This window comes from Allopusillimonas soli (genome assembly GCF_004153445.1).
In the GTDB taxonomy this organism is placed as follows: Bacteria; Pseudomonadota; Gammaproteobacteria; order Burkholderiales; family Burkholderiaceae_B; genus Allopusillimonas; species Allopusillimonas soli.
Map to the genome: position 1 here is coordinate 432,443 of NZ_SDQC01000003.1, position 24,298 is coordinate 456,740.

Sequence of the window (24,298 nt, forward strand, 5' to 3'; positions counted from 1 at the left end):
AAGCGCGACGCCACAGTACCCTCCTCATGGCTGCACCCCGCCCGACGCGGATTGCTCGGCAGTAGACAATGGCGTGTCATCGATCAGCCAATGCACTACTGCGGCCATACACCCAATCGCAGCTGCACCGAGCCAGAGCGGCTCATAGGTTTGAAATCGTTCATAAATCCAGGCGCTCAGCCATACGCTAAAAAAGCCGCCGACTTGGTGGCCCAGGAACACAATGCCGAATAAGGTCGCGATATAACGCATGCCAAATAGCCGCAACACCAGCTCGTTGGTCATCGGTGCCGTTCCCAGCCACAGAAAACCCATGGTCAGCGCAAAAGCATAAGTTCCGGATGCGGTGACTGGCGTCGAAATAAAAAGCAGAATCGCGACGGCGCGAGTCGCGTACAACCCAGCCAACAGATTTTTCACCCGCCATATGCCGGCGCATCGGCTGCAGACATAAGTGCCGAAGGCGTTCGCTAAGGCAATCAATGCCAGCGCTGTGGCCGCCTGTTCAACACCCAACCCCTGGCCGAGCATATAAGCAGGAAGATAGGTGGCGATAAATGCAAGTTGAAACCCACAAGCAAAAAACCCAAGGTTCAAAAGCCAGAAACCTTTATGGCGTAAGGCTTGTTGTATGGAAGCACCGACAACCTGTTTCACGGAGTTGGCATCCTTTTTCGTGGATGGGGTTCGCAGCATCCAGGCGCATGGCAAGCTCACCAGAAACAACAAACCCAGCATCATCACGGTGCTTTGCCAACTCACTTGTTCCAGCAGCTGCTGGAACAAGGGGACCAAGCAAAATTGACCCAGCCCGCCAATGCCCCCTGCGACGGCTATTGCCCAGCTACGCCGTGCAGGTTCAAAAATTCTCGACAAGGCACCATAAACCGTACCGAATGCTGTGCCAGACAGCGCCACACCCACCAGCACGCCGTTGCTGACGATAAAGCCAGCAGGCTCCTGAGCAGATGACATCAGATATAACCCCAAGGCGTAGGCGAGGACTCCAAGAAAGAGCGCACGACCAGAGCCGTAACGGTCAGCAAACAGCCCGGTCAGAGGCTGAGTCAATCCCCAGACGAGATTCTGCAATGCAAGGGCGAATCCAAAAGTTTCCAGTGACCAGCCTTGGTCCATCGTGACAGGTTGCATTAGCAAGCCCTGTGAATGCCTAACCCCTAAGGAAAGACCCAAAAGGACCCCGCCTGAGATAACAATCATCCATCGGGATAGCGAAGATGCAGGAGTTTGGTTCCTCATTTAGCACTCCCCTTAACCTGTGTAGAGATAAGGCCAAGAATGAACATGATCAGGCCAACATCGGATAAAGCGAGGCCAGTAGCAACAATGCCATCACGCGATTGAACTGACGTTGCCGCCTAGAGTCGTTAAGCAATCTGCCAATCAGGCTGCCACACCCTGCCCACAGGCTGACACACGGTAAATTAATGACAGCAAAGAGCGCAGAAATGATGAATACATTCACCAGATAGCCTTGCTGCGGGGTATAGGTACTTACCGCAGCCACGGCCATGCTCCAGGCTTTTGGGTTCACCCACTGGAATGCAGCAGCATTCAAGAACCCTATAGGCCTGCCTGCGCCTTCCACCAGATCGTGTCGCGCTGTCGGAGAAGATTGCGCGACTCTCCATGCGAGATAGATCAGGTAGGCAGCACCAAGATAACGCAGCCATTCATACAGATCGGGAACACGGGCAAACAATGCTCCGAGTCCAAGGCCAATACCAAGAACCATCAGAAAAAAACCACCGGTAACGCCAAGGAGATGCGGAAACGTACGACGGAATCCGAACACCATGCCAGAAGCAAGCAGCATCGTATTGTTCGGACCAGGCGTGATAGACGTAACCAACGCAAATACTGAAAAGGCCAAAAGTAGGTCGGTGGAAAGCATCATGAAGTGATTTTCTATGTGTCATTAGCCACGATGAGCCGGCAGAGCAATCTTCATCTTTTATGGAGCTGTGCTGAAGACACAGACATAATTGATTTTTTCCATACAGAGCGGCAGACAACCACACTGAATTAATAAAAAAACGAGGATCTGTATCTTTTTGTGGTACAGAATTCGCCATACAGTAGTGATTGAAACCTTAGGTTTTCCTCAGGGACGTCTCCATGAACCGATATCTCACTCTTGCAGAAACCCTGGGCAGTCGCATCGAACAAGGCCTGTACGAAACTGGCCAACGACTGCCTTCAGTGCGTGAGCTCAGTAGCGAGCACGGTGTGAGCTTGACCACCGTCCAGCAAGCCTATCGCTGGCTTGAAATGGCTGGTCTGGCTGAGGCCCGGCCTCGATCGGGCTGGTATGTTCCGCCGGCTAGAAAACTGCCGGAGCTACCACGCATGGGCAAACCGAATCTCCGCCCTACTGACGTATCTGATTGGGGCCAAGTCCAGGACCTACTGGATCTGGAGCGTGATAGCGAAACCGTTCAACTTGGTCGAGGGATGCCGGACGTTGAAAGCCCCAGCCTACGACCTTTGCAAACGGCCCTCGCCAGAGAGGGCCGTCATGCCGGCATCGCCAGCTTGCATTACAACGACATACAGGGAGTTTTGGCCTTGAGAGACCAGCTATGTCGACTGGCTGTAGACGCAGGCTATGAGATCACGCCCGACGCGCTAATCGTTACGACAGGCTGTCAGGAAGCACTATCGTGCGCTATCAGAGCCTTGTGCTCACCGGGTGATATCGTGGCCATTGCCTCTCCCAGCTATCACGGCATGATGCAGATCCTGAAAGAGGCCGGCGTCCAGGTCTTCGAGATTCCCTCTGATCCCGTTCATGGCATCAGCCTGGAGGCGCTGGAAGTGGCCCTTGATCGCTGGCCCGTCAAGGCAATCCAGGTAATTCCCAACGCCAGCAATCCATTGGGATACACCATGCCCGAGCACAACAGGATAGGGTTGATCCGTTTAGCCCAGCGATTTGACATCCCAATCATCGAAGACGATATATATGGCGATCTGGTCTACGGATGGCCTAGACCACACGCGCTGAAGGCACTCGACGAGGACGGGCGGGTATTGTTATGCAGTTCGTTTTCCAAGACTTTGGCTCCTGGACTCCGAGTTGGCTGGATCGCTCCAGGTCGGTATTTTGACAAAGTGCTGCGCATGAAATACACCAGCTCAGGCCCAACCGCGCCATTACCTCAAATCGCCGTCGCCGAATTTTTACAAAAGGGACATTATCCGGTGCATTTGCGTCGAATGCGGCGTCAATATCAGCGTCAGCGCGATGTCATGACCGAATGGGTGAGACGCTACTTTCCCGAAGAGACCCGCATCAGTCAGCCCCAGGGTGGCTTCACATTATGGATTGAACTGCCCGAAGCATTCGACACACATGCACTGGACAGTATGCTGCGCGCGAACGGAATTGTCATTGCCCACGGCAATATTTTCTCTGCTACCGGAAAGTACAGGAATTGTATGCGCCTTAGTCATGCGTCAGTTTTTAACTCACGCACCGAATGGGCTGTACAGAAAATTGGCGAAACCATTGGTGAAATACTGAGCTCCAAACGAGAAAGCAAGACATGCCTGAACGCATCCAGATGCCTGCTGCCGACGGTTTCCCCTTAGGCGGTTATCAATGGCGCCATGCTGTGCGCACCGAAGCAGACTCGCCACCTTTGCTGATAATAAATGCCGCGACCTCGGTGCGTTGTCGTTACTATGCGCGCTTCGCTGAATATTTACATTTACACGGTTGGGATGTCATTACATATGACTACCGCGGCATCGGAGAATCAAGACAAGGCTCTCTGCGTCGCTTACGTGCTGACTGGATTGATTGGGGACAGCATGATTTTGAAGGCGTATTGCGATATGCCAGGCAAACCTTTCCCGGGAAAGCCCTCGACGTGATTGGTCACTCGATCGGCGGTTTCGTTATCGGACTGGCGAGATCGGCACATTGCATACGCCGGATCTTTACGATGGGAGCTCAATTCGCATATTGGCGAGACTATCACTCTGATAAACGGCTAGCCATGTTTCTGAAGTGGCACATGCTAATGCCTGTTATTGCAATGCTCCTGGGCTATGTTCCCGCAAAAAGGCTGGGTTGGATGGAAGATACGCCAAAGGGCGTTGCACTGGACTGGGCACGAATGGCACCACGTTTTGAAGATTCCGTTCGCAGGAGCCGTCAAACACCAGAGGGAATTTCGCAGGCTCAGGAGCTGGCCCTTAACTTTAAAACCATCAGCGCGCCAATTCTCGCTCTAGGAATGGACGACGATCCTTACGGAACCGAGGCGGCGTTGGATCGACTGCTGAGGTACTACACCGCGAGCCAACGCTGCCATCTTCGGCTTACGCCTCATGACCTTGGCTGGGAAAAAATCGGGCACTTCGCTTTCTTCCATGAAGACTGTCGAGATATTCTTTGGCCCTACGCCTTGGAATGGCTCAGACATGCTGCGCTACCAGAATATTTGCCAGGACGGCTGAGAATCATGCCGCCCGGGCGTTGATAGATAATTCAGTCACAGGAGACAAGATGGGCAGCATCGATATGTTCTTGAGATTTTCTGGTTACAACCGGTGGATGAACGAAAGGCTGTATGACGTCTGTTCACGCTTGAGTGAAGATGAGCTCAGGCTGGATATGAAATCCTTCTTCCATAGCATTCACGGAACGCTGAATCACATTCTGCTAGCAGATAAGGTCTGGCTAGGGCGGCTTACCGAACAGCGCTTTATAGTTCATTCCCTCGACCAAACACTATACATGGACTTCCCTCTTCTAGCTCAGGCGCGAATGCAGACGGATCTCGATATTGAACATTTAGTAAGCGAACTCAATCCTGAAGATATTGAAGTGCCAATCACCTATCATTCAATTTCTGAGAATAAGCAGAATACCACCACCAAGGGGCTTATCCTGCTTCACTTATTCAATCACCAAACACATCATCGAGGACAAATAACCACTATGCTTATACAGTTGGGATACGACTATGGCAACACGGATCTGATGGCTATGCCGAGTTTCAAACCATGAGCGTCCTGTATGTCAGCTTGTTTTACACCAGATGTGCACAGATCTGATCACATGAAGCCACGTATTAGCGTTCAGTGCTCAAACAGCGTCACGACCGACTTTATTTTTCTCCTTTTCAATCAACCACAAACCCACGCCCCTCACTCCACCGTCACGCTCTTAGCCAGATTCCTCGGCTTGTCTACATCCGTACCCCGCGCGCAGGCTGCGTGATATGCAAGCAACTGCAGGGGTATCGTATGCAGGATGGGCGACAGCTTCCCGTAGTGCTCAGGCATGCGAATGACATGAATGCCGTCGCTGTTTACGATCTTGGTGTCCGCGTCTGCGAAGACATATAGCTCACCGCCGCGGGCATGCACCTCCTGCATGTTGGACTTGAGTTTTTCCAGCAACTCATCGCGGGGCGCGATGGTGACCACTGGCATGGCTTCGGTGACCAGGGCCAGCGGGCCGTGCTTGAGTTCGCCGGCGGGGTAGGCTTCCGCATGGATGTAGCTGATTTCCTTTAGCTTCAGGGCGCCTTCGAGTGCGATGGGATAGTGCATGCCGCGGCCGAGGAACAGCGCGTTTTCCTTGCTGGCAAAACGGTCTGCCCAGGCCATGATCTGCGGCTCCAGGGCCAGCACAGCACCGATCGCGGAGGGCAGGTGACGCAGCGACTTAAGCATGTCAGCTTCACGTGTGTCATCAAGCATGCCTTTCACCTGGGCCAGAGCCATGGTCAGCAAGAACAAGGCCGTGAGCTGTGTGGTGAAGGCCTTGGTGGAGGCCACGCCGATTTCGACGCCTGCGCGTGTGATGTAGTTAAGCCTGCATTCCCGCACCATGGCACTCGTGGAGACATTGCAGATAGTCAGTGTGTTCTGCATGCCCAAACTGCGTGCATGCTTTAACGCGGCCAGCGTATCGGCCGTTTCGCCGGACTGGGAAATGGTGACGACCAATGTACGAGGGTTGGGCACGCTGTCGCGGTATCGGTACTCGCTGGCAATTTCAACGTTCACCGGCAGCTTGGCGATGGACTCTATCCAATAGCGTGCCGTAAGACCAGCGTAATAGCTGGTGCCGCATGCCAGGATGAGTATATTGTCGATCTCCTTGAACACCTTGTAGGCGTCATCGCCAAACAAGTCGGGCGTCACGCTGTCGATGTTCTGCAGCGTATCGCCGACGGCGCGTGGCTGCTCGAAGATTTCCTTTTGCATGTAGTGGCGGTATGGGCCGAGCTCGGCAGCCCCGGTATGAGCCTGCACGGTATGTACGTCCCGCTCGACAGGCTTGCCTTCGGCATCCACGATCCACACGCGCGAAAGTTGCAGGTCAACGACATCGCCATCTTCAAGATAGATAATCTGGTCGGTTGTGCCCGCAAGTGCCAGCGCATCCGATGCAAGAAAATTCTCGTTGTTGCCACGGCCCACAACCAATGGTGAACCCTGGCGTGCGCCAACGACGCGATGCGGCTCGTCGCGGCAGAACACGGCGATGGCATAGGCGCCGACAAGCCTGCGGGTCGCTTGCTGCACGGCTTCAAAAAGATCGCCGTTGTACAGGTGGTCCACCAAGTGGGCAATGACTTCGGTGTCGGTCTGGCTGGAGAAAACGTAACCAGCCGCTTGCAGTTCGTCACGCAGCTCGTCGTGGTTTTCGATGATGCCGTTATGGACCACTGCAATCCGTGCGCCGCTGCTTGCAGGCCCGGAAAAATGAGGGTGGGCGTTATGCGTGGCAGGCGCGCCATGTGTAGCCCATCGCGTATGGGCAATGCCCGTAAAGCCTGCGATGCCCTCTTGCTCCACTTGCGCCTGCAGCTGGGCGACTCGGTCGGTGCTTCGAGCGCGGCGCAGTTCGCCATTCGCATGCACGGCCACGCCGCAGGAATCGTAGCCGCGATATTCCAGTCGCTTGAGGCCCTCGAGAAGAATAGGGGTGATGTCACGTTGCGCCACAGCGCCGACGATGCCGCACATAAGCAATAACTCCGTTCAGGTGTTGTGGGGTTATTGTGCTTGGCTATTGAAGAAATTTGATTTCTTATTTATTGATAAAATGTTATTTTATTTCCGTATCTAAGTGTATCGCAACATTATTTCAGTAAACCTAATTTTATGGAATATTCATCCGAAATTGTCGATCTGGATGAGCTGGATCGGCGCATCCTGCAACAGTTGCAAACAGATAGCTCGGTGACCAACCACGAATTGGCCCGGCGTGTGCATGCATCCGCCCCCACTTGCCTCAGGCGTGTGCGCCGGCTGATCGACGAAGGGGTGATCCAAAAACAGGTTGCGATATTGAATCCAGCCACGGTCGGCAGCGGCCTGACGGCGATTATTGAAATTACCTTGGATGTACAGGCTGCCGAAGCGCTGGATGCCTTCGAGGCCCGCATGCGGGAGGAACCGGAAGTATTGCAATGCTATCGGGTATCGCCCGGACCTGATTTCATTGTCGTGGCGCAGTTGCCGGATATGCCGGCTTACCATGACATGGCGCATCGGGTTTTCACATCGCAGTCCAACGTGCGTAATGTGCGTAGCTTCTTTTCCATACATCGGGCCAAGTTCGATACGCGCACTATTGTGCGCAATGCGATGCCCCGGCATCCCTGACGTCAGGGATATGGTTGCGACGATCGGCGAGCCAGGGCGCCCATCGTTACTCGCCATCATCCAGTATCTGTCTGTATAGCGCCAGATAGCGGCTAGCCATGACAGCCGGGTCATGTTCGCGCCGCACATAGGCGGCCGCCCGGTCAATCATGGCGGCACGCAGGGCACGATCGGAGAGCAACCTGCTCATGCCGCGCGCCATGGCCGCATCGTCGCCAACAGCGCACTGCAAGCCGCGCCCGTCGGCAAGCGAGTGAGCCAGCCCGCCCGCCGAGGTGGCCACGACCGGAACGCCGTACAGAAACGCATCCAGCACACTGGTGCCCAGCGCTTCATGGCGTGATGACAGCACGAAGACATCCATGAGGCGGTACAAATCTTCGACATTGGGCTGATAGCCGGCAAATACAAAGTACTTGCCAAGATCCAGCTCGCGATGCAGGGCTCTCGCCTCTTCCTCGGCGTCGCCACCCGCGCCCATATGCACAAAGATAAAGTCGCCACGCTCCTGGCTCAGGCGGTGTACCGCTCGTAGTAGCGTGCAAGGGTCTTTCTCCCGCGTCAGGGCCGCGGCGGTGGCCAGCACACGCCTTTCTCCCAAGGCATATTCCTGGGAGAACGCCTGAGCATGGGCTTCATCCAAGGTGCGAAACTGTACGGCACTCGGAATGATGCTGACACTCAGGCCCAGCCTGCGCGGCTCGGCGGCTGCCGCCTCGCTGATGGCCACCAAGGCGTCAACACGCCGCCATTTCCATAGTGTGCGCGAAGCGCGGGATTGTGGAATGGGGAATGCTGTGCGGCGCGTAAAAATCAGTTTGCCCAGTCTGGGTTTGAACAGGGCCAGCCAGGTCACCATATTGGCCGTCTGCGCGTGCAGGATGTCGTAGCTGCGTCCTTGCTTCACCAGAAAGGCCAGCATGGCGGCCCGGCCGCCAAATGCATGCACGACAAAACCGGCTTCACGGGCCCGCGCCGCGAGCTCACCGCCTCGACGCGCCAGCAACGCCACGCGGTGGCCCGCATCGCGCATGTGCATCATGGAGAGCAATGTCTGACGCTCGCCGCCGCGCCACCCCTGTTCGAAATTTAGCTGCAGGATGTTCATTGCTTCAAAGCTCCAAATCGGCGACTGGGCTGAAGTAGCGGGCAATGTTGATGGACATTGCGGCCAGAGAGCATGCAATCGATACACCCACGCCCAACACAATGCCATGATTGGCGCTGGCGCTGAACGCCACCGCCACCAGTGCAGTGCCAAAACTTTGTCCAAATACACGCGTGGTGGCCTGCATGCCACCAGCCGCGCCCGCACGGTGGCGTGGTGCGCCCGCCAATAGCGCGCGGTTGTTGGGCGTTTGGAAAAAACCAAAGCCGACTCCGCCCAGCAACATGGCAAGGGCAGGCCAGATAAATGCAACCTCAGACGGCAGAAAAAGCAGCCAGGCCATGCCCAGCGCCATACCCGCGGCGCCAATGCCGCACAGGACCGCAACAGCGTAGCGGCTGCAAAGGTAGGCGGCCAAAGGCGCCATGATGGCCACCCCCACAGACCAGAAGCCCAGCAGTATGCCCACTTCGGCATATGAATAGTGCAGCAACGTCCTGAAGAAAAACGGTAGGGCAACCAGCGCCGACATCTGCGCCGCGAAAGAGAATCCCGAAGCAGCTACAGCATAGGCTATGGGCGTCAGCCTCAGCAGGTCTATGGGAACAATGGGCGCCTCCTGGCCGCGCGAGCGGCGGTACACCGCCCAGCCCGCCATGGCTGATGCGGCCAGGCTTGCCAGCGCCAGCGCCGTATGGTCAACCAATGCATCCAAGCCGACAATGAACAGCCCAAAGAATGGAATGCTGAGCAGGCAGGCCACCCAGTCGAAACGTACGCGGCTGTGCGGCACATCGGGCAGGAAGCGGACGCAGAAGTATGCCGCTATGCATACAGGAATATTGACGAGGAATATCCAGTTCCAGCTTGCAACCTGAAGGATGAACGCGCCGATGGTAGGTCCGAGAACGGCAGTCAAGCCGACCATCATGGCGTTCAGGCTGATGCCCATGGCAAGCTTGCTGAGCGGATAGATATTGCGAATCAGCCCGCCGAAGAGGCACATAAGCATGGCGGCGCTGAAACCCTGGGCAACTCGCGAGCAGATCAGCCAAGTCAAGGAACCCGCACTGGCCGACGCGATGGTGGACACCATGAACAGCGTCATGCCCAGTGTGAACATGCGGCGAAAGCCGATGCGCTCCGCCACAGCCGAGAGCGGCAATAAAGATACGACCACTACCAGGCTGTAGGCAATGACGACCCAGACGACACGCGCCGGATCGATCTGCAGGCTGCGGGCAATGGCCGGTAACGCAACATTGACCATGGTGGAGTCGAGCACGGTGGCCACCAACGCCGCCATGACAGCCATGACAGCCCACTGGCGCCGCGGCATCTCCAGCCCATCGGTCCACTGCGCGGCGCTGCCACGCGTGTTCTGACTGCAACGGCTGCGCGTGGGGCCAGTCATGGCGATCAGGATTTCTTGACGGGGCGCTTCCAGCCTTCGACGGATTTCTGCGGCGGCCTGGACAAGGTCAACTGCTGTGCCGGGGCATCGCGCGTAAGCGTTGTACCCGCCCCCAGCGTCGCACCCTTGCCCACGCGTACAGGCGCCACGAGCTGCGTGTCCGAGCCAATGAAGGCATCATCCTCGATAACGGTGCGGTGCTTGTTGACGCCATCGTAATTGCAGGTGATCGTGCCGGCGCCGATGTTCACGCGCGCGCCGACATCGGTGTCACCCACATAGGCAAGATGGTTGGCCTTGGATTCCGTGCCCAGTACGCTGTTCTTGATCTCGACGAAGTTGCCAACGTGTGCATGCGAGCCAATGTCCGCACCAGGGCGCAGGCGTGCATAAGGGCCAATGCGCGCGTCGTCCGCCACACGGGCCTGCTGGATATGGCTGTAGGCCTCGATCTGGGTGTGCGGCCCGATGACGGCATCGCGCAGCACACAATGCGGGCCGACCCGAACGCCATCAGCCAGTTCGACCTGTCCTTCGAACACGCAGCCCACATCGATATGTACGTCCCGCCCGCACTGCAGGGTGCCACGCAAATCGAAGCGCGAAGGGTCGGCGAGCGTAACGCCCTGCTCCAGCAGGCGTCGGGCCTGCTCCGCTTGCCAGTGCCGCTCCAGCTCGGCCTGCTGCACACGGCTGTTCACGCCCAGCGTTTCCCAATGGGCGGCCGGATGTGCGGTGTGCACGGCCACGCCGTCGCGCACCGCAAAGCCGATAATGTCCGTCAGGTAGTACTCGCCCTGGGCGTTGTTGTTGTCAAGGCGGCCCAGCCATTCGCGCAGGCGCGCGGTGGGCGCGGCAAGAATGCCCGTGTTCACTTCGTGTATGGCCCGTTCCTGCTCGTTGGCGTCTTTGTGTTCGACAATGCGCTCGACATTGCCCTGCGCGTTGCGCACGATGCGGCCATAGCCGGCCGGATCCGCCAGGTTTTCCGTCAGGACCGCCATGCCGTCTTCGCAGGCATCAACCAGCCGGCGCAGCGTGTCAGGCTGCACCAGCGGCACATCGCCATACAGCACCAGCGTAATGTCCTGGCCGCCGCCCTCGGTCAACAAAGGCGCGGCCTGCTGCACAGCGTGACCGGTACCCTGCTGGGGCATTTGCAGCGCGAACGCTACTGTCTGTTCCGCGAAGGCTTTCTGGACGCGCTCTGCGCCATGGCCCACGACCACGATGATGCGGCCGGGCGACAGGCTGCGGGCATTGTCCAGAACGTGGGCCAGCATGGGCTTGCCGGCGATGGGGTGGAGGACCTTGGGCAGATCCGACTTCATGCGCTTGCCGAGACCGGCAGCGAGAATAACGATATTCAGCATGGGATGAGCAACAAAAAGGTGGCATGGCCGGGGTGGGGGCACGAGCGCCCGCCCACAGGCTAGATAATACACAGCGAACGATGGACGGGGCGTGGCCCGGTGCGGAAAAGCAAGGTTTTGTTTCGCCTGGCCGCATCGCCCGTGCCGGCGCCCGCCGCTCTCGGGACGGCGTTGCGGCTCGGGCGGCGCAGGCTTGCCGCACTGGATGTATCAGTTTTTTCGAGAAGATGCTGCGCGGCGCGCAGTCGTCTTGCGCACGCCAGCGCGCTTGGCGGCCCGCCGCGGTTTGGGCGCCGCCGCGGGCGCATCGCCATCCGGATCGCCCCCGCCGTCACCGGCCTCGGACGGCTGCGCCTGCGCGCCTTGCAAGGATGCGGCCGTGGCGGCGGCGAGCGTGTCGAACTGCTTCTGCACCATGTCCCACCAACCCTCGGAAGCCGCAATGGCCTGGGCGGTGTAGGCGTCGGCCGAGCCAGGCGCCGTGCCCTGGCTCCCAGCGTCCTGGGACGCCTCGGCCTTCGTTCTGCCGGACGGACCGCCGCGCCCCGATGCCCTGTCTGGCCCGCTGGAGCCTGCGGCGGCGGTTACATTTTCTTGCGGCATGGCGCCCCCCATGAATCCCTTGAGCGTGGCCAACGTGGCCCGCTGCACTTCCAGCCCCTGAATGGTGCTGGTAAGCATGGAAAGGTTCATGCGCAGCCAGTTTTCGACGGCGCGCAAATCCTTGATGCGTCTATCCAGGTCTTCGGGGCTGCACGGCACCGCCAGCCCCGCATCGAATCTGCCTGCGCCGGCAAGGTTCTCCCAGGCTTGCCGCATCATTTCCATGCTGGCCATGACGGGATTGGATGCCATGTCGCCATCCTGGCCCAGGCCAGGCAGCACGAATGGGTTTTTATTTTGGCTCATGGCGCGCTCCTCAGTGCATCAGTACAGGGATAGCTTAAACTGAACCCGTTGCTCCGTGAAGGGCAAATCCTTTTCCGATAGTCTGCGGGCGCCAGACCCGACTTGTTCATGACCACGCATTTCACGCTTGCCGACCTGGAAGCCGCCATCAACTTCTGGCGTGCACATTCACCCTCCAGAGGAGAGGAGCTCGAGCTTTGCCCCGAGGCCGCGGCCTTGGCCGAGCCCTATGCCTTCATGATCATCAAGAAGCGCACCGAGTTGCCGCTGGACGTGCTCGATTCCGATGCCCGCGCTGCGCTGGAAACATGGCGCGCGCAGGTCCAACGTGCCTGACGCATTGCCATCGCCTCGGCAAAACGCCGCGATGCTCTAAAATCAGTAGTCAATCAACCAACAGGAGTCCCGGCAATGACGACCGGCCAGTGGATCGTGCTCGGCATTTTCGCTGTGGGGCTGTCCTGCTCGCTGACGCTCTTGTGGTGGCTGCTGCGCATAGTCGGCCGCGACCGCAACCGCCAGGAATAGGCTGGATGCCCCCCATATTCTGCATTTCGTTACCAGTTGCGGTAATCTAGACGTTTATTTTGCTCTTTGACTTCCTTCTTGCCCATCATGGATGCCTACGCCCTCCCTTACACTTTTTCACAGCGCGCACAGAAACTCACCAGTTCCACCATCCGTGAGATCCTGAAAGTCACCGAGCGTCCCGAAGTCATTTCCTTCGCAGGCGGCCTGCCTTCTCCAAAAGGCTTTCCCGTGCAGGCCATGACCGCCGCGTTCGACCGTGTCCTGGCCCAGAACCCCCAGACGGCGCTTCAATACGGTCCCACTGAGGGCTATGCGCCGCTGCGCGCATGGGTTGCCAACGACCTCAAACGCACGGGCGCCCATAACGTGAAACCCGAAGAGGTCCTGATCGTTTCGGGCTCGCAACAGGCACTGGACATGTTGGGCAAACTGTTCATAGACCCGGGCAGCAAGGTGCTGGTCGAGGCGCCCAGCTACCTGGGCGCGCTGCAGTCGTTCTCGCTCTTCGAACCCGCATATGTATCCGTGCCCACGGACGATGGCGGCGTCATTCCCGACGCCCTCACCGCCGAACGTGCCGCAGGAGCCCGCTTCATTTACGCGCTGCCCAATTTCCAGAATCCCACCGGCCTGACGCTTGACCTGGCGCGCCGCAAGGCGCTGGTGGAGCGCTGCGCACAATTGCAGGTGCCCATCATCGAAGACGACCCGTACGGCGAACTGCGCTATGCGGGCGAGCCGCAGCCGGGCCTGCTTGGCCTGGGCCGCGAAGCAGGCGCCACGGTCATTCGCCTGGGCACTTTTTCCAAGGTGCTGGCGCCCGGCCTGCGCCTGGGTTATATCGTGGCGCCCCGCCCCATTATCGCCAAACTGGTGCAAATCAAGCAGGCAACCGATCTGCACACCGCCATGCTCACGCAGATGGCGGTTTACGAGACCATCAAGGATGGCTTCCTGGCCACACACCTGCCTGTTGTCCGCGACCTGTACAAAGAGCAGTGCGGCTACATGCTCGATGCCATGGACAAGCATTTTCCCGAAACAGTCAGTTGGACGCGCCCACAAGGCGGCATGTTCATCTGGGTGACGCTGCCCGTTCATATCGACGGCACGGCGCTGCTGGCCCGCGCCATCGAGCGCAACGTGGCGTTCGTGCCCGGCGAGCCCTTCTTCGCGGGAGAACAACAGGCGCAAAAGAACACCTTGCGCCTGAGCTTCGTCACAGTCGCAGAAGACAAGATTCGTACCGGTATTGAAATACTGGGCCAACTCATCAAGGAAAGCTGATATACGGGGCGTTGGTCGCCTCTTCCCAACTCCCGACATGACATCGCCATCGAAAGACCCGCGAACGTTCTCTCCCGACAAGGCTCCCGATGTACCCGATTTGTCCGACATGCGTCCGGACGACTGGGTGGATCGCTGGCTGCCGAAGTCGTGGGGACCTTATATGCGGCTGTGCAGGCTGGACAGGCCTGTGGGCACATGGCTCACGCTGCTGCCGTGCCTGGCTGCGCTGGTGCAGGCGGCCGATGGGTGGCCCACGCTGCTGCGCCTGGTCGTATTTTCACTCGGCGCGCTGCTCATGCGGGGCATAGGCTGTTGCTTCAATGACATCTTCGACCGCAATTTCGACAAGCAGGTCGAACGCACGCGCTTTCGGCCACTGACCAGCGGACAACTCACGCTGCGCCAGGCCCTATGGTTCGTATTCGCACAGTTGTGCGTCTGTGCGCTATTGCTGTTGTTCATCAATGAATACAGCCGCTGGCTGGCAGTCGCCCTCCTGCCCATTGTCATCGTCTACCCGCTGTGCAAGCGATTCACCTATTGGCCGCAGGTGGTGCTGGGTATAGGCTTTAACTGGGGCATGCTGATGGCATGGTCCGATACGCGGGACATAGTGCCCCCGGGCGCGATCGCCATGTGGGCAGGCGCTGTGCTGTGGCAGGTGGGTTACGACTCCATCTACGCCTATGTGGATGTGCACGACGATCTCAAACTGGGGCTGCACTCCACCGCGATGCGTTTCCGGGAGAAAGGCCGTGCCTGGATCAGCGGCTTTTATATTGCGACGCTGGCGTTGTGGGTGTACGCCGGCGCGGCCATGCAGATGAACTGGCCCTATTATGTCGTCATGGCGGCGATCGGAGCGCATTTCACCTGGCAAATGGCTGTATTCAGCCTGGCGCGGCCAGACCGCAACTTCATGCTGTTTCGGGCCAATATGGCAGTGGGTGTGATGCTGCTGGCGGCCGCGCTGGCAGGCACTGTAATACCCGTCTGAAAAACACGATACAAGGCGAGACATGATCAGTCATATGGAATATATTGCGACCGCACTCTTTGCGATCGCCATTGTCCACACATTTTCCGTACCGGTGTTCGCCCGGCTTGCCCATCGCAACGGGCCGCATGCCGGCCTTTGGCACCTGCTGTCGGAAGTGGAAGCCGTGTTCGGCGTATGGGCCTGTGTCATGCTGGCTTTCATGGTCCTGCTCGTGGGCCTGGACGACATGGTCGGCTATATGGACACGCGCGACTTCACCGAGCCCGCATTTGTGTTTGTGATCATGGTGGTGGCCGCCAGCCGTCCCATTATCGAACTGGTCAACATGGGTGTGCGCGGGTTGGCGCGCGTGCTACCGCTGCGCAATGAACTGGCCATGTATTTCGTGACCATGGCCTTTGTGCCGCTGTCGGGCTCGTTCATCACAGAACCCGCCGCCATGACGCTGGCCGCCCTGCTGCTTCGCGATGCCTATTTCGCCAGGCCGGGGCAGGCGGGCTTCAAATACCTGACGCTGGGCGTTCTCTTCGTCAATGTATCCATAGGCGGCGTACTTACTGCCTATGCCGCTCCCCCCGTGCTGATGGTCGCCACGACCTTCGGCTGGGACACCGCGTATATGGCCACCCATTTCGGTTGGCGTGCCGGCGCCGCCGTGCTCATCAACGCAGGCATTCTTACCTTTATCTGCCGCCAGCACCTGATCAACGGCGATGTCGGCGTAAAGGCCGCGGACGCGCGCCCGCCCGTTCCCCTGAGCGTCATTGCCATCCACACTCTGTTCCTTGTGGGCGTCGTACTGTCAGCCCATCATCCCACCATATTCCTTGGCATTCTCATGCTGTTCATCGGTTACTCGCATGCCTATGCGCGCCACCAAAATCCGCTGTTGATACGCGAAGGCCTGATGGTGGGTTTCTTTCTGGCCGGCCTGGTCGTACTGGGCGGTCTGCAGAAATGGTGGCTGCAGGATCTGCTGGCCGGCTTGTCGCCCACAGTGCTGTATTGGGGGGCGACGGCGCTCACCGCTGTCACGGACAACGCCGCGCTGACGTATCTCGGTTCGCTGGTGGAGGGCACCAACGAGATCTGGCGCTATATGCTCGTGGCTGGCGCCGTCACAGGCGGCGGCCTGACCGTGATTGCAAATGCGCCCAATCCGGCAGGTTTCGCCATTCTGAAGGGTTATTTCCCGGACGGCTCCATTTCGCCGCTCAAGCTGCTGCTGTCTGCCGCCGTGCCGACCCTGGTGGCGGCGAGCATGTTCATGATCCCCAAGACCTTCTGAGGCGCCATCCGTGAGCGGGCTCGCACAGGCCCGCCCGCTGCATCGCGGCAAAAAGCGATAAAATTAACCGTTTTGCGCCCAGCCTCCTCTTTTTTGCCGCCATTCCTTCCGCGGCAGGCGATGCTTGGCGCGTTCTTGTGGAAAGTCTTACGGGATTTCTGTCGTGCCTATCTATGCTTACAAATGCAGCGCCTGTGGCCATGCCCAGGACGTGCTGCAGAAAATGTCTGACCCTGTTCTGACGGTCTGCCCGGAGTGCGGGCAGGAAACATACCAAAAGCAGGTTACCGCCGCTGGCTTCCAGCTCAAGGGATCTGGCTGGTATGTCACCGACTTTCGCAACAACAATAGCGCGACAGGCAAAAACGGCAAGGCTGCGGCGCCTGCGCAAGCATCGTCGGGCGACGCTGCGCCCAGCCCGGGCACAAAATCTGCCGAGCCGTCCGCTTCCGGCGCCGCCGCGAATACCGGCTCCGGCGGCAGCACAAGCGCCCCTTAGCCCAGCGCCCGGGGGCGGCTCGCGGGCCTGCGAGGTGCGTGCGGCCCGAGGCCTTCTTTATTATTCTGCATTCGATTTACGGAGTTATCCCACATGCGTACCTGCTACACCGGCGACGTCGGTAAACAGTACCTTGACCAGACCGTCACCCTGTTTGGCTGGGTTCACCGGCGCCGCGACCACGGCGGGGTCATATTTATAGACCTGCGCGACCGCGCAGGCCTGGCACAGGTTGTGGTGGATCCCGACAATGTCCAGGCGTTCGCCATCGCGGAAAGCATACGCAATGAATACTGCATCCGGATCACAGGCCTGGTGCGCGTGCGGCCCGAAGGCACGGTGAACCCCGACCTTGCCTCCGGCGAGGTCGAGGTGCTGTGCCGCGAAATCGAGGTGCTCAACGCCTCGGTAACGCCGCCATTCCAGCTCGATGACGACAACCTGTCCGAGACAACGCGGCTGACGCATCGGGTGCTGGACTTGCGTCGCCCACAAATGCAGAACAACCTCATGCTGCGCTATCGCGTGGCCATGGAGGTGCGCAAGTACCTGGACGAGTTGGGTTTTGTCGATATCGAGACGCCCATGCTCACAAAAAGCACGCCCGAAGGCGCTCGCGACTATCTCGTGCCTTCGCGCGTGAACGCCGGCCAATTCTATGCACTGCCGCAATCGCCGCAACTGTTCAAGCAGATGCTGATGGTGTCGGGTTTCGATCGCTATTACCAGATCACCAAGTGCTTCCGGGACGAGGATCTGCGTGCTGATCGCCAGCCCGAGTTCACCCAGATCGACTGCGAAACATCTTTCCTGAACGAAGCGGAGATACGCGAAATTTTCGAAGGCATGATACGTCAGGTCTTTGCACGCGTGCAGGGCACCGAACTGCCTCAGCCTTTCCCCACCATGACATGGGCGGAAGCCATGCGCCGCTATGGCTCCGACAAGCCCGATCTGCGCGTCAAGCTTGAGTTCACGGACATCGACGACCTCATGCGTGATGTCGATTTCAAGGTGTTTTCCGCTCCGGCCAACGATCCGGCCAGCCGCGTCGTTGCCTTGCGCGTGCCGGGCGGGGCCGCCATGCCACGCAGCGAAATCGACAACTACACCAAGTTCGTGGCCATTTACGGCGCGAAAGGCCTGGCCTACATCAAGGTCAATGATGCCGCCGCGATCCCCGAAGGACTTCAGTCTCCCATCGTTAAGAACATCCATGCCGACGCCCTGCGCCAATTGATCGAACGCACGGGCGCGCAAAGCGGCGATCTGCTGTTCTTCGGCGCCGACAAGGCCAAGGTCGTGAACGACGCCATGGGCGCCTTGCGTGTGAAGATAGGTCATAGCGATTTCGGCAAAACCCACGGCCTTTTCGAAACGGGCTGGCAGCCCCTGTGGGTCATCGATTTTCCGATGTTCGAATACGACGAGGAGGAAGGCCGCTATTTTGCCGCGCATCATCCTTTCACCAGTCCCAAGGACGGGCACGAGGACCGGCTGGAATCCGATCCCGGCGGCGCACTCGCCAAGGCTTACGACATGGTGCTCAACGGCTGGGAACTGGGCGGTGGCTCCGTGCGCATCCACCGTGCGGATATCCAGCAGAAGGTGTTCAGCGCCCTGAACATCGACGAGGAAGAAGCGCGGCTAAAATTCGGCTTTCTCCTTGATGCGCTGCAATATGGCGCGCCGCCTCACGGCGGCGTGGCGTTCGGCCTCGATCGACTGGTCACACTCATGGCCGGCGCAGAATCCATCCGTGATGTCATTGCTTTCCCCAAGACGCAACGGGCGCAGTGCCTGCTGACGCAAGCCCCTTCGGCCGTGGATGAGAAGCAGTTGCGCGAACTGCATATCCGCCTGCGCGCCACCGATGTAAAGTAAGGGGAGCATCACTACGGGGGCGCCGTGTCCATCATCAGGGTCATCAGCTACAACATACACAAGGGCCGCTCGGCCATGGGCGCCAGGGAATCATTCGAAGACCTGCGTCTTGGCCTTTACGGGCTGCGCCCAGACCTGCTTTTCCTCCAGGAAATTCAGGGCCGCAACGAGCAGCGCAGTACGCTGCACGCGCAACACGAGTCCCTGGGCGCGGCGCTGCGCATGAACTGCGCCTATGGATGCAATGCCGTGCGGTCCCACACCGATCACGGCAACGCCCTGCTCTCGCGCTTTCCCATTCTCCAACACGAAAATCAAGACATCTCCGACCATAGGCTCGAACACCGCGGCCTGCTGCATGCGCTGATTCAAGTCGAGGACGCCAAGGTGCACTGTCTCGTGGTGCATCTGGGCCTGTTTGCCGGTGGCCGCTCGCGCCAGGTAGCAGCGCTGGTCGAGCGCATACAGCGCCTCGTGCCGGAAAACGAGCCCATGCTCATCGCTGGCGACTTCAACGACTGGAACAACCGCCTGGCCCCGCTGTTCGTCAAGCAGCTGGGCCTTTATGAAGTGTTTGCCATTGCCCCGCATGTCGAGACCGACCCGCGCAGGCTGCGCACGTCCGTGGCGCGCCTTCGCAACAGTCTGCGCGTACTGCCTCGCCAGCGCATGCTCTCGCGCACGGTGCATGAGCTTGGCATGAATGGCGAAGCGCGGCTCACGCCGCCGCCACGCACCTTCCCTGCCGCTTTCCCCTGGCTGCGTCTCGACCGCATCTACCAACGAGGCTTTGCTGTGCGCAAGGCCCGGGTGCTGCACGGGCTGCCCTGGCGGCAGATTTCCGACCATGCCCCTCTTCTGGCTGAACTGGAGTTGCCTTGATGAACGCCGCACGAATTCCGTCCGCCAATCCCATGGGCTATGCGCCCGACGAACTCGACCGCCAGTACAATGCGCGCGCCACTGTGCCCGACTGCATGCCCTTTCTTCAGGAGTACGCCGACTACAGCGCCCAGGCCCGCGAGGAAATACCAGGTGTGCTCGATATCCAGTATGGCGATCACGCAGATGAGACCCTGGATATTTTCCCGGCGCTTCGCGCGGGCGCGCCCGTATATGTCTTCATACACGGTGGATACTGGCGTGCGCTGTCCAAGGACGACTCCAGTTTCATGGCACCGGCGTTCGTGCAGGCCGGCGCCACCGTGGTGGCGGTCAACTATTCCCTGGCGCCGGCCGCAGCGCTAACCCACATCGTGGATCAGGGCAGGCGCGCGCTCGCCTGGATATGGAAACATATTCCTGCTTACAACGGCGATTCCGAGCGCATACATGTCAGCGGCAGTTCCGCGGGCGGCCACCTCGCGGGCATGCTGCTGGCCGGCGGCTGGCATGACGCTTACGGTGTGCCGGACAGCATCGTGCACAGCGCCAGCCCGCTTAGCGGGCTGTTCGATTTGCGCCCGCTGGTTCATACACATGTCAATGCTTGGGCCGAACTCGACGAAGCGAAGGCCATACAGCTCAGCCCGCTGTTCCACTTACCGAGTCGCGGCTGTCCGCTGCTCTTAGGCTGGGGCGAGCATGAAACCTGCGAATTCAAACGCCAGAGCCAGGCTTATGCCCAGGGATGGCAAGAGCTGGGCTATCCGGCCACGCAGATGGAAGTACCCGGCACCAACCACTTCAATATCCTGATGCAGCTGCGCCAGCCACACTCGGCGCTCAGCCGCGGCATACTGGGGCTCATGGGCCTGTAGAGGCAAAGACATCATCCATGGCGCCCCGGCATACACACATCGATTGGACGCAAGGCAATCGCATCGATCTGCTGCACAACGGGGGCGAGTTTTTCCCCGCCCTGTGCGAGGCCATAGATCAGGCGCGCAGCCTGGTCCATCTGGAAACCTATATATTTGCGGACGACAACACGGCCAAGCGCGTGCTGGACACGCTGGAGTCGGCATGCCGGCGAGGCGTGAAAGTGCGCGTGGTAATCGACGGGTTCGGTTCCAATGAAACCGTCGATGCCGTGACGCGCCGCCTGTCCGCAATGGGAGCGCAATACCGGGTGTACCGCCCCGAGCCGCGCGGCGTTGCCAATGTCCGTTTCAATGTGCGCCGCCTGCGCCGGCTGCACCGCAAGACCGCTGTAATGGACAATGCGGTGGCCTTTGTGGGCGGCATCAATATCCTGGACGATTACGAGGATGTGCCGAACGACGGCCGGGGAGCGCGGCCGCGCTTCGATTTCGCCGTGCGCATCAAGGGGCCCCTCGTTGATGCCGTGGCCCGTGCACAGCGTGGCCTGTGGCTGCGCATGGCCTGGCGCCGGCGCGACGACTGGGCCCGCTTCTACGAACGTCTGCGCGACTGGAGCGCCTGGCGCCAGCGGCGTGTCCGGCACAAGCAGCCTGTGTTCGATGATGGCGTACGCGCGGCGCTGCTCGTGCGCGATAACCTGCGCCACAGGCAGACGATCGAGAATGTGTATCTGGCCACCCTTGCTGGGGCACGGGATGAAATTCTGATTGCCAACGCCTATTTCCTTCCGGGACGACGCCTGCGCAAGGCCTTGGCGGAGGCGGCGGAGCGCGGCGTACGGGTGCGGCTGCTGCTGCAGGGGCATTCGGAATATGCCGTGCAGTATCGGGCATGCCGCTATATGTATGGCCGCATGCTCGAGATGGGCATCGAGATTCATGAATACATGGCAAGCTATCTGCATGCCAAGGTGGCGGCCATAGATGGTTGCGCCATGGTGGGCTCTTCCAATCTGGACCCCTTCAGTCTCCTGCTCGCACGGGAAGCCAATGTCTACGTCCAGGACCACGGGTTTGCCCATGCACTGGCCGCGGTGCTGGAATCGGAGTTGCGGGAAAATGCCCGCCCCGTGACGGCGGAAGCGCTGCAGCGGCGGCATTGGATCACACGCCAGATCGACGGATTTTCCTATCTGATGCTGCGTCTTGGCGTTGCATTGACAGGCCGGTCGTCGGAATACTGATCCCGCCGCGGGCATGCGTGCTGATTCGTCTCCCAAAGGAATATTCGTTACACTCGGGCAGAATGTGCCGGCCAAGGCGAGAGGGCCCTGGCACAGGCACCTGAACCAGTGCGGGAGCAAGCATGAAAACCAAAGCAGCCGTGGCCTGGAAAGCAGGCGACCCCCTTACCATCGAGGATGTGGAACTGGAAGGGCCCAAGGCTGGCGAGGTGCTGGTGGAAGTGAAGGCCACCGGCATCTGCCACACCGACTACTACACCTTGTCCGGCGCGGACCCCGAAGGCCTTTTCCCGGCCATCCTGGGCCACGAGGGCGCGGGCGTGGTGCTTGAAACCGGGCCTGGCGTAAGCACTTTGGCGCCGGGTGATCACGTCATTCCCCTGTACACGCCGGAATGCCGCCAGTGCAAGTCCTGTTTGTCGCGCAAGACCAATCTCTGTACAGCCATTCGGTCAACCCAGGGAAAGGGTCTGATGCCCGACGGCACATCGCGGTTCAAGGTGGGCGGCAAGCCGGTTCACCACTATATGGGCACATCCACATTTTCCAACCATATTGTCGTGCCCGAAATCGCCCTGGCAAAGATTCGTAGCGACGCCCCCTTCGACAAAGTGTGCTACATCGGCTGCGGCGTCACCACCGGCATCGGCGCCGTACTGTTCACGGCCAAGGTCGAGGCGGGCGCCAATGTTGTGGTGTTTGGCCTGGGCGGCATTGGCCTTAATGTGATACAGGGCGCCCGTATGGTGGGCGCTGGCAAGATCATCGGCGTGGATCTGAATCCGGCCCGCGAAGCCATGGCGCGCAAGTTCGGCATGACGCATTTCGTCAACCCGTCCGAGGTGGATAACGTGGTCGACCACATCATCCAGCTGACCGACGGCGGCGCAGACTATTCCTTCGAGTGCATCGGCAATACCAAGGTCATGCGTCAGGCGCTCGAATGCTGCCACCGCGGCTGGGGACAGTCCATCATCATAGGCGTTGCCGAGGCAGGCGCGGAAATTGCCACGCGTCCATTCCAGCTTGTGACGGGACGCGTATGGAAGGGCACGGCATTCGGAGGAGCCCGCGGGCGCACCGACGTGCCCAGAATCGTCGACTGGTACATGGATGGCAAGATCAATATCGATGATCTGATCACGCACACGCTGCCGCTGGACCGCATCAACGAGGGATTCGATCTGATGAAACGGGGAGAGTCCATACGCTCCGTGGTGATGTACTGAGGGACGTATTGAAGGAGATCCGCCATGCCTGCGATGCATACATTGGATATTGTCAGCGAGCACCGCTGTTTTGACGGAATACAACGCTATTACAGCCATGTGTCGCGATCCGTCGGCCTGCCCATGCGCTTTTCGGTGTACCTGCCGCCACAAGCAGAGGAAGGGCCGGTGCCCGTGCTGTTCTATCTCGCAGGGCTGACCTGCACCGAAGAGACGTTCATGATCAAGGCGGGCGCCCAGCGTTTCGCGGCCCAGCATGGGCTGATGCTGGTAGCGCCAGACACGAGCCCGCGCGGCGCGGGAATACCCGGCGAGGACGACGACTGGGATCTTGGCACTGGCGCCGGCTTTTATCTCGACGCCACCCAGGCGCCGTGGAGCGGCCATTACCGGATGGACAGCTATATCAGCGACGAACTGTTCGGCATAGTCACCAGTCAGTTGCCGGGCAACGCCGATCGAGCGGGTATTTTTGGACACTCCATGGGCGGACATGGCGCGCTGGTTCTTGCGCAGAAGTACCGCGGCCGCTTTCAGTCTGTGTCCGCGTTCGCGCCAATTGCCGCGCCAACACGCTGCCCTTGGGGCGAAAAAGCCTTCGGCGCCTACCTGGGTCCGGACAGGCAAACCTGGGCGCAATACGACGCCTCACTGCTGATGGAGCAGTCGCAATGCCCCTTCCCGCAAGGCATTCTGATCGACCAAGGCCTGGCAGACGGCTTCCTGGCGGAGCAGCTGCATCCGCAAGCGTTCGAAGCGGCCTGTGCCCAGGCTCAGCAGCCATTGATTCTGCGCCGCCATGATGGATATGACCATGGCTATTATTTCATTGCCACCTTCATGGAGGATCACATGGCCTTCCATGCCGAGCGACTGGCACGCAGCGCCTGACCGCCTTTCGGCCGCCCGCCTGAGCGCGTAGCCGACTACAAGGTGCACGCCGCCGTCCGCACGCGGCCATTTCCCCGGAGCACTGACGGTCTCCGCGCGCGCGGTGCTTCGTGACGCGAAAAGCGCCTGACGTGTCGTGCTCACACAGACATGCGCCGGTGCACAAAGCAACAATACACCGGCCCACCCCCTTGCTATGCTGGCCTGGAAATCTCCATG

Annotated in this window: 22 protein-coding genes; 15 read left to right on the forward strand and 7 right to left on the reverse strand. The window is 59.5% G+C overall.

From position 1 onward, the window contains the following. Positions 1 to 24: 24 nt before the first annotated feature. Both ERD78_RS11890 and ERD78_RS11895 read right to left on the reverse strand, forming a co-directional pair. Complete coding sequence (locus ERD78_RS11890) at positions 25 to 1,260, reverse strand: MFS transporter (protein WP_129969508.1); 1,236 nt, start codon at positions 1,258 to 1,260, stop codon at positions 25 to 27. Positions 1,261 to 1,309: 49 nt separating this feature from the next. Continuing rightward, positions 1,310 to 1,918 carry a LysE family translocator gene (locus ERD78_RS11895; RefSeq protein WP_129969509.1) on the reverse strand — a complete coding sequence of 203 codons (609 nt, stop codon included), beginning with the start codon at positions 1,916 to 1,918 and terminating at the stop codon, positions 1,310 to 1,312. A gap of 221 nt (positions 1,919 to 2,139) precedes the next feature. Here ERD78_RS11895 and ERD78_RS11900 point away from each other — a divergent pair, with 221 nt between their 5' ends. Genes ERD78_RS11900 through ERD78_RS11910 form a run of 3 tightly spaced genes read left to right on the forward strand, consistent with a single transcriptional unit; the run spans position 2,140 to position 5,041 of the window. After that, the gene (locus ERD78_RS11900; RefSeq protein WP_129969510.1) at positions 2,140 to 3,615 is read left to right on the forward strand and encodes an aminotransferase-like domain-containing protein; all 1,476 of its coding nucleotides are present in this window, start codon (positions 2,140 to 2,142) and stop codon (positions 3,613 to 3,615) included. Beyond that, on the forward strand, positions 3,570 to 4,511 hold the full coding sequence (locus ERD78_RS11905) for an alpha/beta hydrolase family protein (protein ID WP_129969511.1): 942 nt from the start codon (positions 3,570 to 3,572) through the stop codon (positions 4,509 to 4,511). The genes ERD78_RS11900 and ERD78_RS11905 overlap by 46 nt, the downstream gene beginning before the upstream one ends. Positions 4,512 to 4,537: 26 nt before the next feature. Continuing rightward, positions 4,538 to 5,041: a DinB family protein gene (locus ERD78_RS11910; protein WP_129969512.1), complete on the forward strand. Its 504-nt coding sequence runs from the start codon at positions 4,538 to 4,540 to the stop codon at positions 5,039 to 5,041. A gap of 140 nt (positions 5,042 to 5,181) precedes the next feature. Here the strand turns inward: ERD78_RS11910 and glmS are convergent, their stop codons facing one another. Then, complete coding sequence (glmS, locus tag ERD78_RS11915; protein WP_129969513.1) at positions 5,182 to 7,014, reverse strand: glutamine--fructose-6-phosphate transaminase (isomerizing); 1,833 nt, start codon at positions 7,012 to 7,014, stop codon at positions 5,182 to 5,184. A gap of 138 nt (positions 7,015 to 7,152) precedes the next feature. On the opposite strand from glmS, the gene ERD78_RS11920 reads away from it, so the two are divergent. Further along, positions 7,153 to 7,656, forward strand: a complete 504-nt coding sequence (locus ERD78_RS11920) for an Lrp/AsnC family transcriptional regulator (protein ID WP_129969514.1) — start codon at positions 7,153 to 7,155, stop codon at positions 7,654 to 7,656. Positions 7,657 to 7,702: 46 nt separating this feature from the next. On the opposite strand, the gene ERD78_RS11925 is transcribed toward ERD78_RS11920, so the two are convergent. The 4 genes from ERD78_RS11925 to ERD78_RS11940 form a co-directional block, all read right to left on the reverse strand. Beyond that, positions 7,703 to 8,764, reverse strand: coding sequence for a glycosyltransferase family 4 protein (locus ERD78_RS11925; protein ID WP_129969515.1), 1,062 nt, complete (start codon positions 8,762 to 8,764; stop codon positions 7,703 to 7,705). A gap of 4 nt (positions 8,765 to 8,768) precedes the next feature. Then, entirely contained in the window at positions 8,769 to 10,178 is a 1,410-nt protein-coding gene (locus ERD78_RS11930) for an MFS transporter (protein WP_129969516.1), read from the reverse strand. A gap of 5 nt (positions 10,179 to 10,183) precedes the next feature. Further along, positions 10,184 to 11,551, reverse strand: a complete 1,368-nt coding sequence (glmU, locus tag ERD78_RS11935) for a bifunctional UDP-N-acetylglucosamine diphosphorylase/glucosamine-1-phosphate N-acetyltransferase GlmU (protein WP_129969517.1) — start codon at positions 11,549 to 11,551, stop codon at positions 10,184 to 10,186. Between the two features lie 210 nt (positions 11,552 to 11,761). After that, the gene (locus tag ERD78_RS11940; RefSeq protein WP_129969518.1) at positions 11,762 to 12,460 is read right to left on the reverse strand and encodes a PhaM family polyhydroxyalkanoate granule multifunctional regulatory protein; all 699 of its coding nucleotides are present in this window, start codon (positions 12,458 to 12,460) and stop codon (positions 11,762 to 11,764) included. Positions 12,461 to 12,568: 108 nt separating this feature from the next. On the opposite strand from ERD78_RS11940, the gene ERD78_RS11945 reads away from it, so the two are divergent. From ERD78_RS11945 to fghA, 11 genes are all read left to right on the forward strand, one after another. Continuing rightward, positions 12,569 to 12,796 carry a DUF3717 domain-containing protein gene (locus tag ERD78_RS11945; protein ID WP_129969519.1) on the forward strand — a complete coding sequence of 76 codons (228 nt, stop codon included), beginning with the start codon at positions 12,569 to 12,571 and terminating at the stop codon, positions 12,794 to 12,796. 279 nt (positions 12,797 to 13,075) lie between these two features. Continuing rightward, on the forward strand, positions 13,076 to 14,278 hold the full coding sequence (locus tag ERD78_RS11950; protein WP_129969711.1) for an aminotransferase-like domain-containing protein: 1,203 nt from the start codon (positions 13,076 to 13,078) through the stop codon (positions 14,276 to 14,278). Positions 14,279 to 14,315: 37 nt separating this feature from the next. Then, positions 14,316 to 15,278 carry a 4-hydroxybenzoate octaprenyltransferase gene (gene ubiA / locus ERD78_RS11955; protein WP_129969520.1) on the forward strand — a complete coding sequence of 321 codons (963 nt, stop codon included), beginning with the start codon at positions 14,316 to 14,318 and terminating at the stop codon, positions 15,276 to 15,278. Between the two features lie 22 nt (positions 15,279 to 15,300). After that, the gene (locus ERD78_RS11960) at positions 15,301 to 16,569 is read left to right on the forward strand and encodes a putative Na+/H+ antiporter (protein WP_129969521.1); all 1,269 of its coding nucleotides are present in this window, start codon (positions 15,301 to 15,303) and stop codon (positions 16,567 to 16,569) included. 163 nt (positions 16,570 to 16,732) lie between these two features. Beyond that, positions 16,733 to 17,068 carry an FmdB family zinc ribbon protein gene (locus tag ERD78_RS11965; RefSeq protein WP_129969522.1) on the forward strand — a complete coding sequence of 112 codons (336 nt, stop codon included), beginning with the start codon at positions 16,733 to 16,735 and terminating at the stop codon, positions 17,066 to 17,068. Between the two features lie 93 nt (positions 17,069 to 17,161). Then, complete coding sequence (gene aspS / locus ERD78_RS11970) at positions 17,162 to 18,952, forward strand: aspartate--tRNA ligase (RefSeq protein ID WP_129969523.1); 1,791 nt, start codon at positions 17,162 to 17,164, stop codon at positions 18,950 to 18,952. Positions 18,953 to 18,976: 24 nt separating this feature from the next. After that, entirely contained in the window at positions 18,977 to 19,834 is an 858-nt protein-coding gene (locus ERD78_RS11975) for an endonuclease/exonuclease/phosphatase family protein (RefSeq protein WP_129969524.1), read from the forward strand. Beyond that, positions 19,834 to 20,712: an alpha/beta hydrolase gene (locus ERD78_RS11980; RefSeq protein WP_245152449.1), complete on the forward strand. Its 879-nt coding sequence runs from the start codon at positions 19,834 to 19,836 to the stop codon at positions 20,710 to 20,712. Before ERD78_RS11975 ends, ERD78_RS11980 begins: the two co-directional genes overlap by 1 nt. Before the next feature lie 17 nt (positions 20,713 to 20,729). Then, positions 20,730 to 21,959, forward strand: coding sequence for a cardiolipin synthase ClsB (gene clsB / locus ERD78_RS11985; protein WP_129969525.1), 1,230 nt, complete (start codon positions 20,730 to 20,732; stop codon positions 21,957 to 21,959). Positions 21,960 to 22,081: 122 nt separating this feature from the next. Further along, complete coding sequence (locus ERD78_RS11990; protein WP_129969526.1) at positions 22,082 to 23,188, forward strand: S-(hydroxymethyl)glutathione dehydrogenase/class III alcohol dehydrogenase; 1,107 nt, start codon at positions 22,082 to 22,084, stop codon at positions 23,186 to 23,188. 33 nt (positions 23,189 to 23,221) lie between these two features. Then, complete coding sequence (gene fghA / locus ERD78_RS11995; RefSeq protein ID WP_129969713.1) at positions 23,222 to 24,079, forward strand: S-formylglutathione hydrolase; 858 nt, start codon at positions 23,222 to 23,224, stop codon at positions 24,077 to 24,079. Positions 24,080 to 24,298 lie beyond the last annotated feature (219 nt).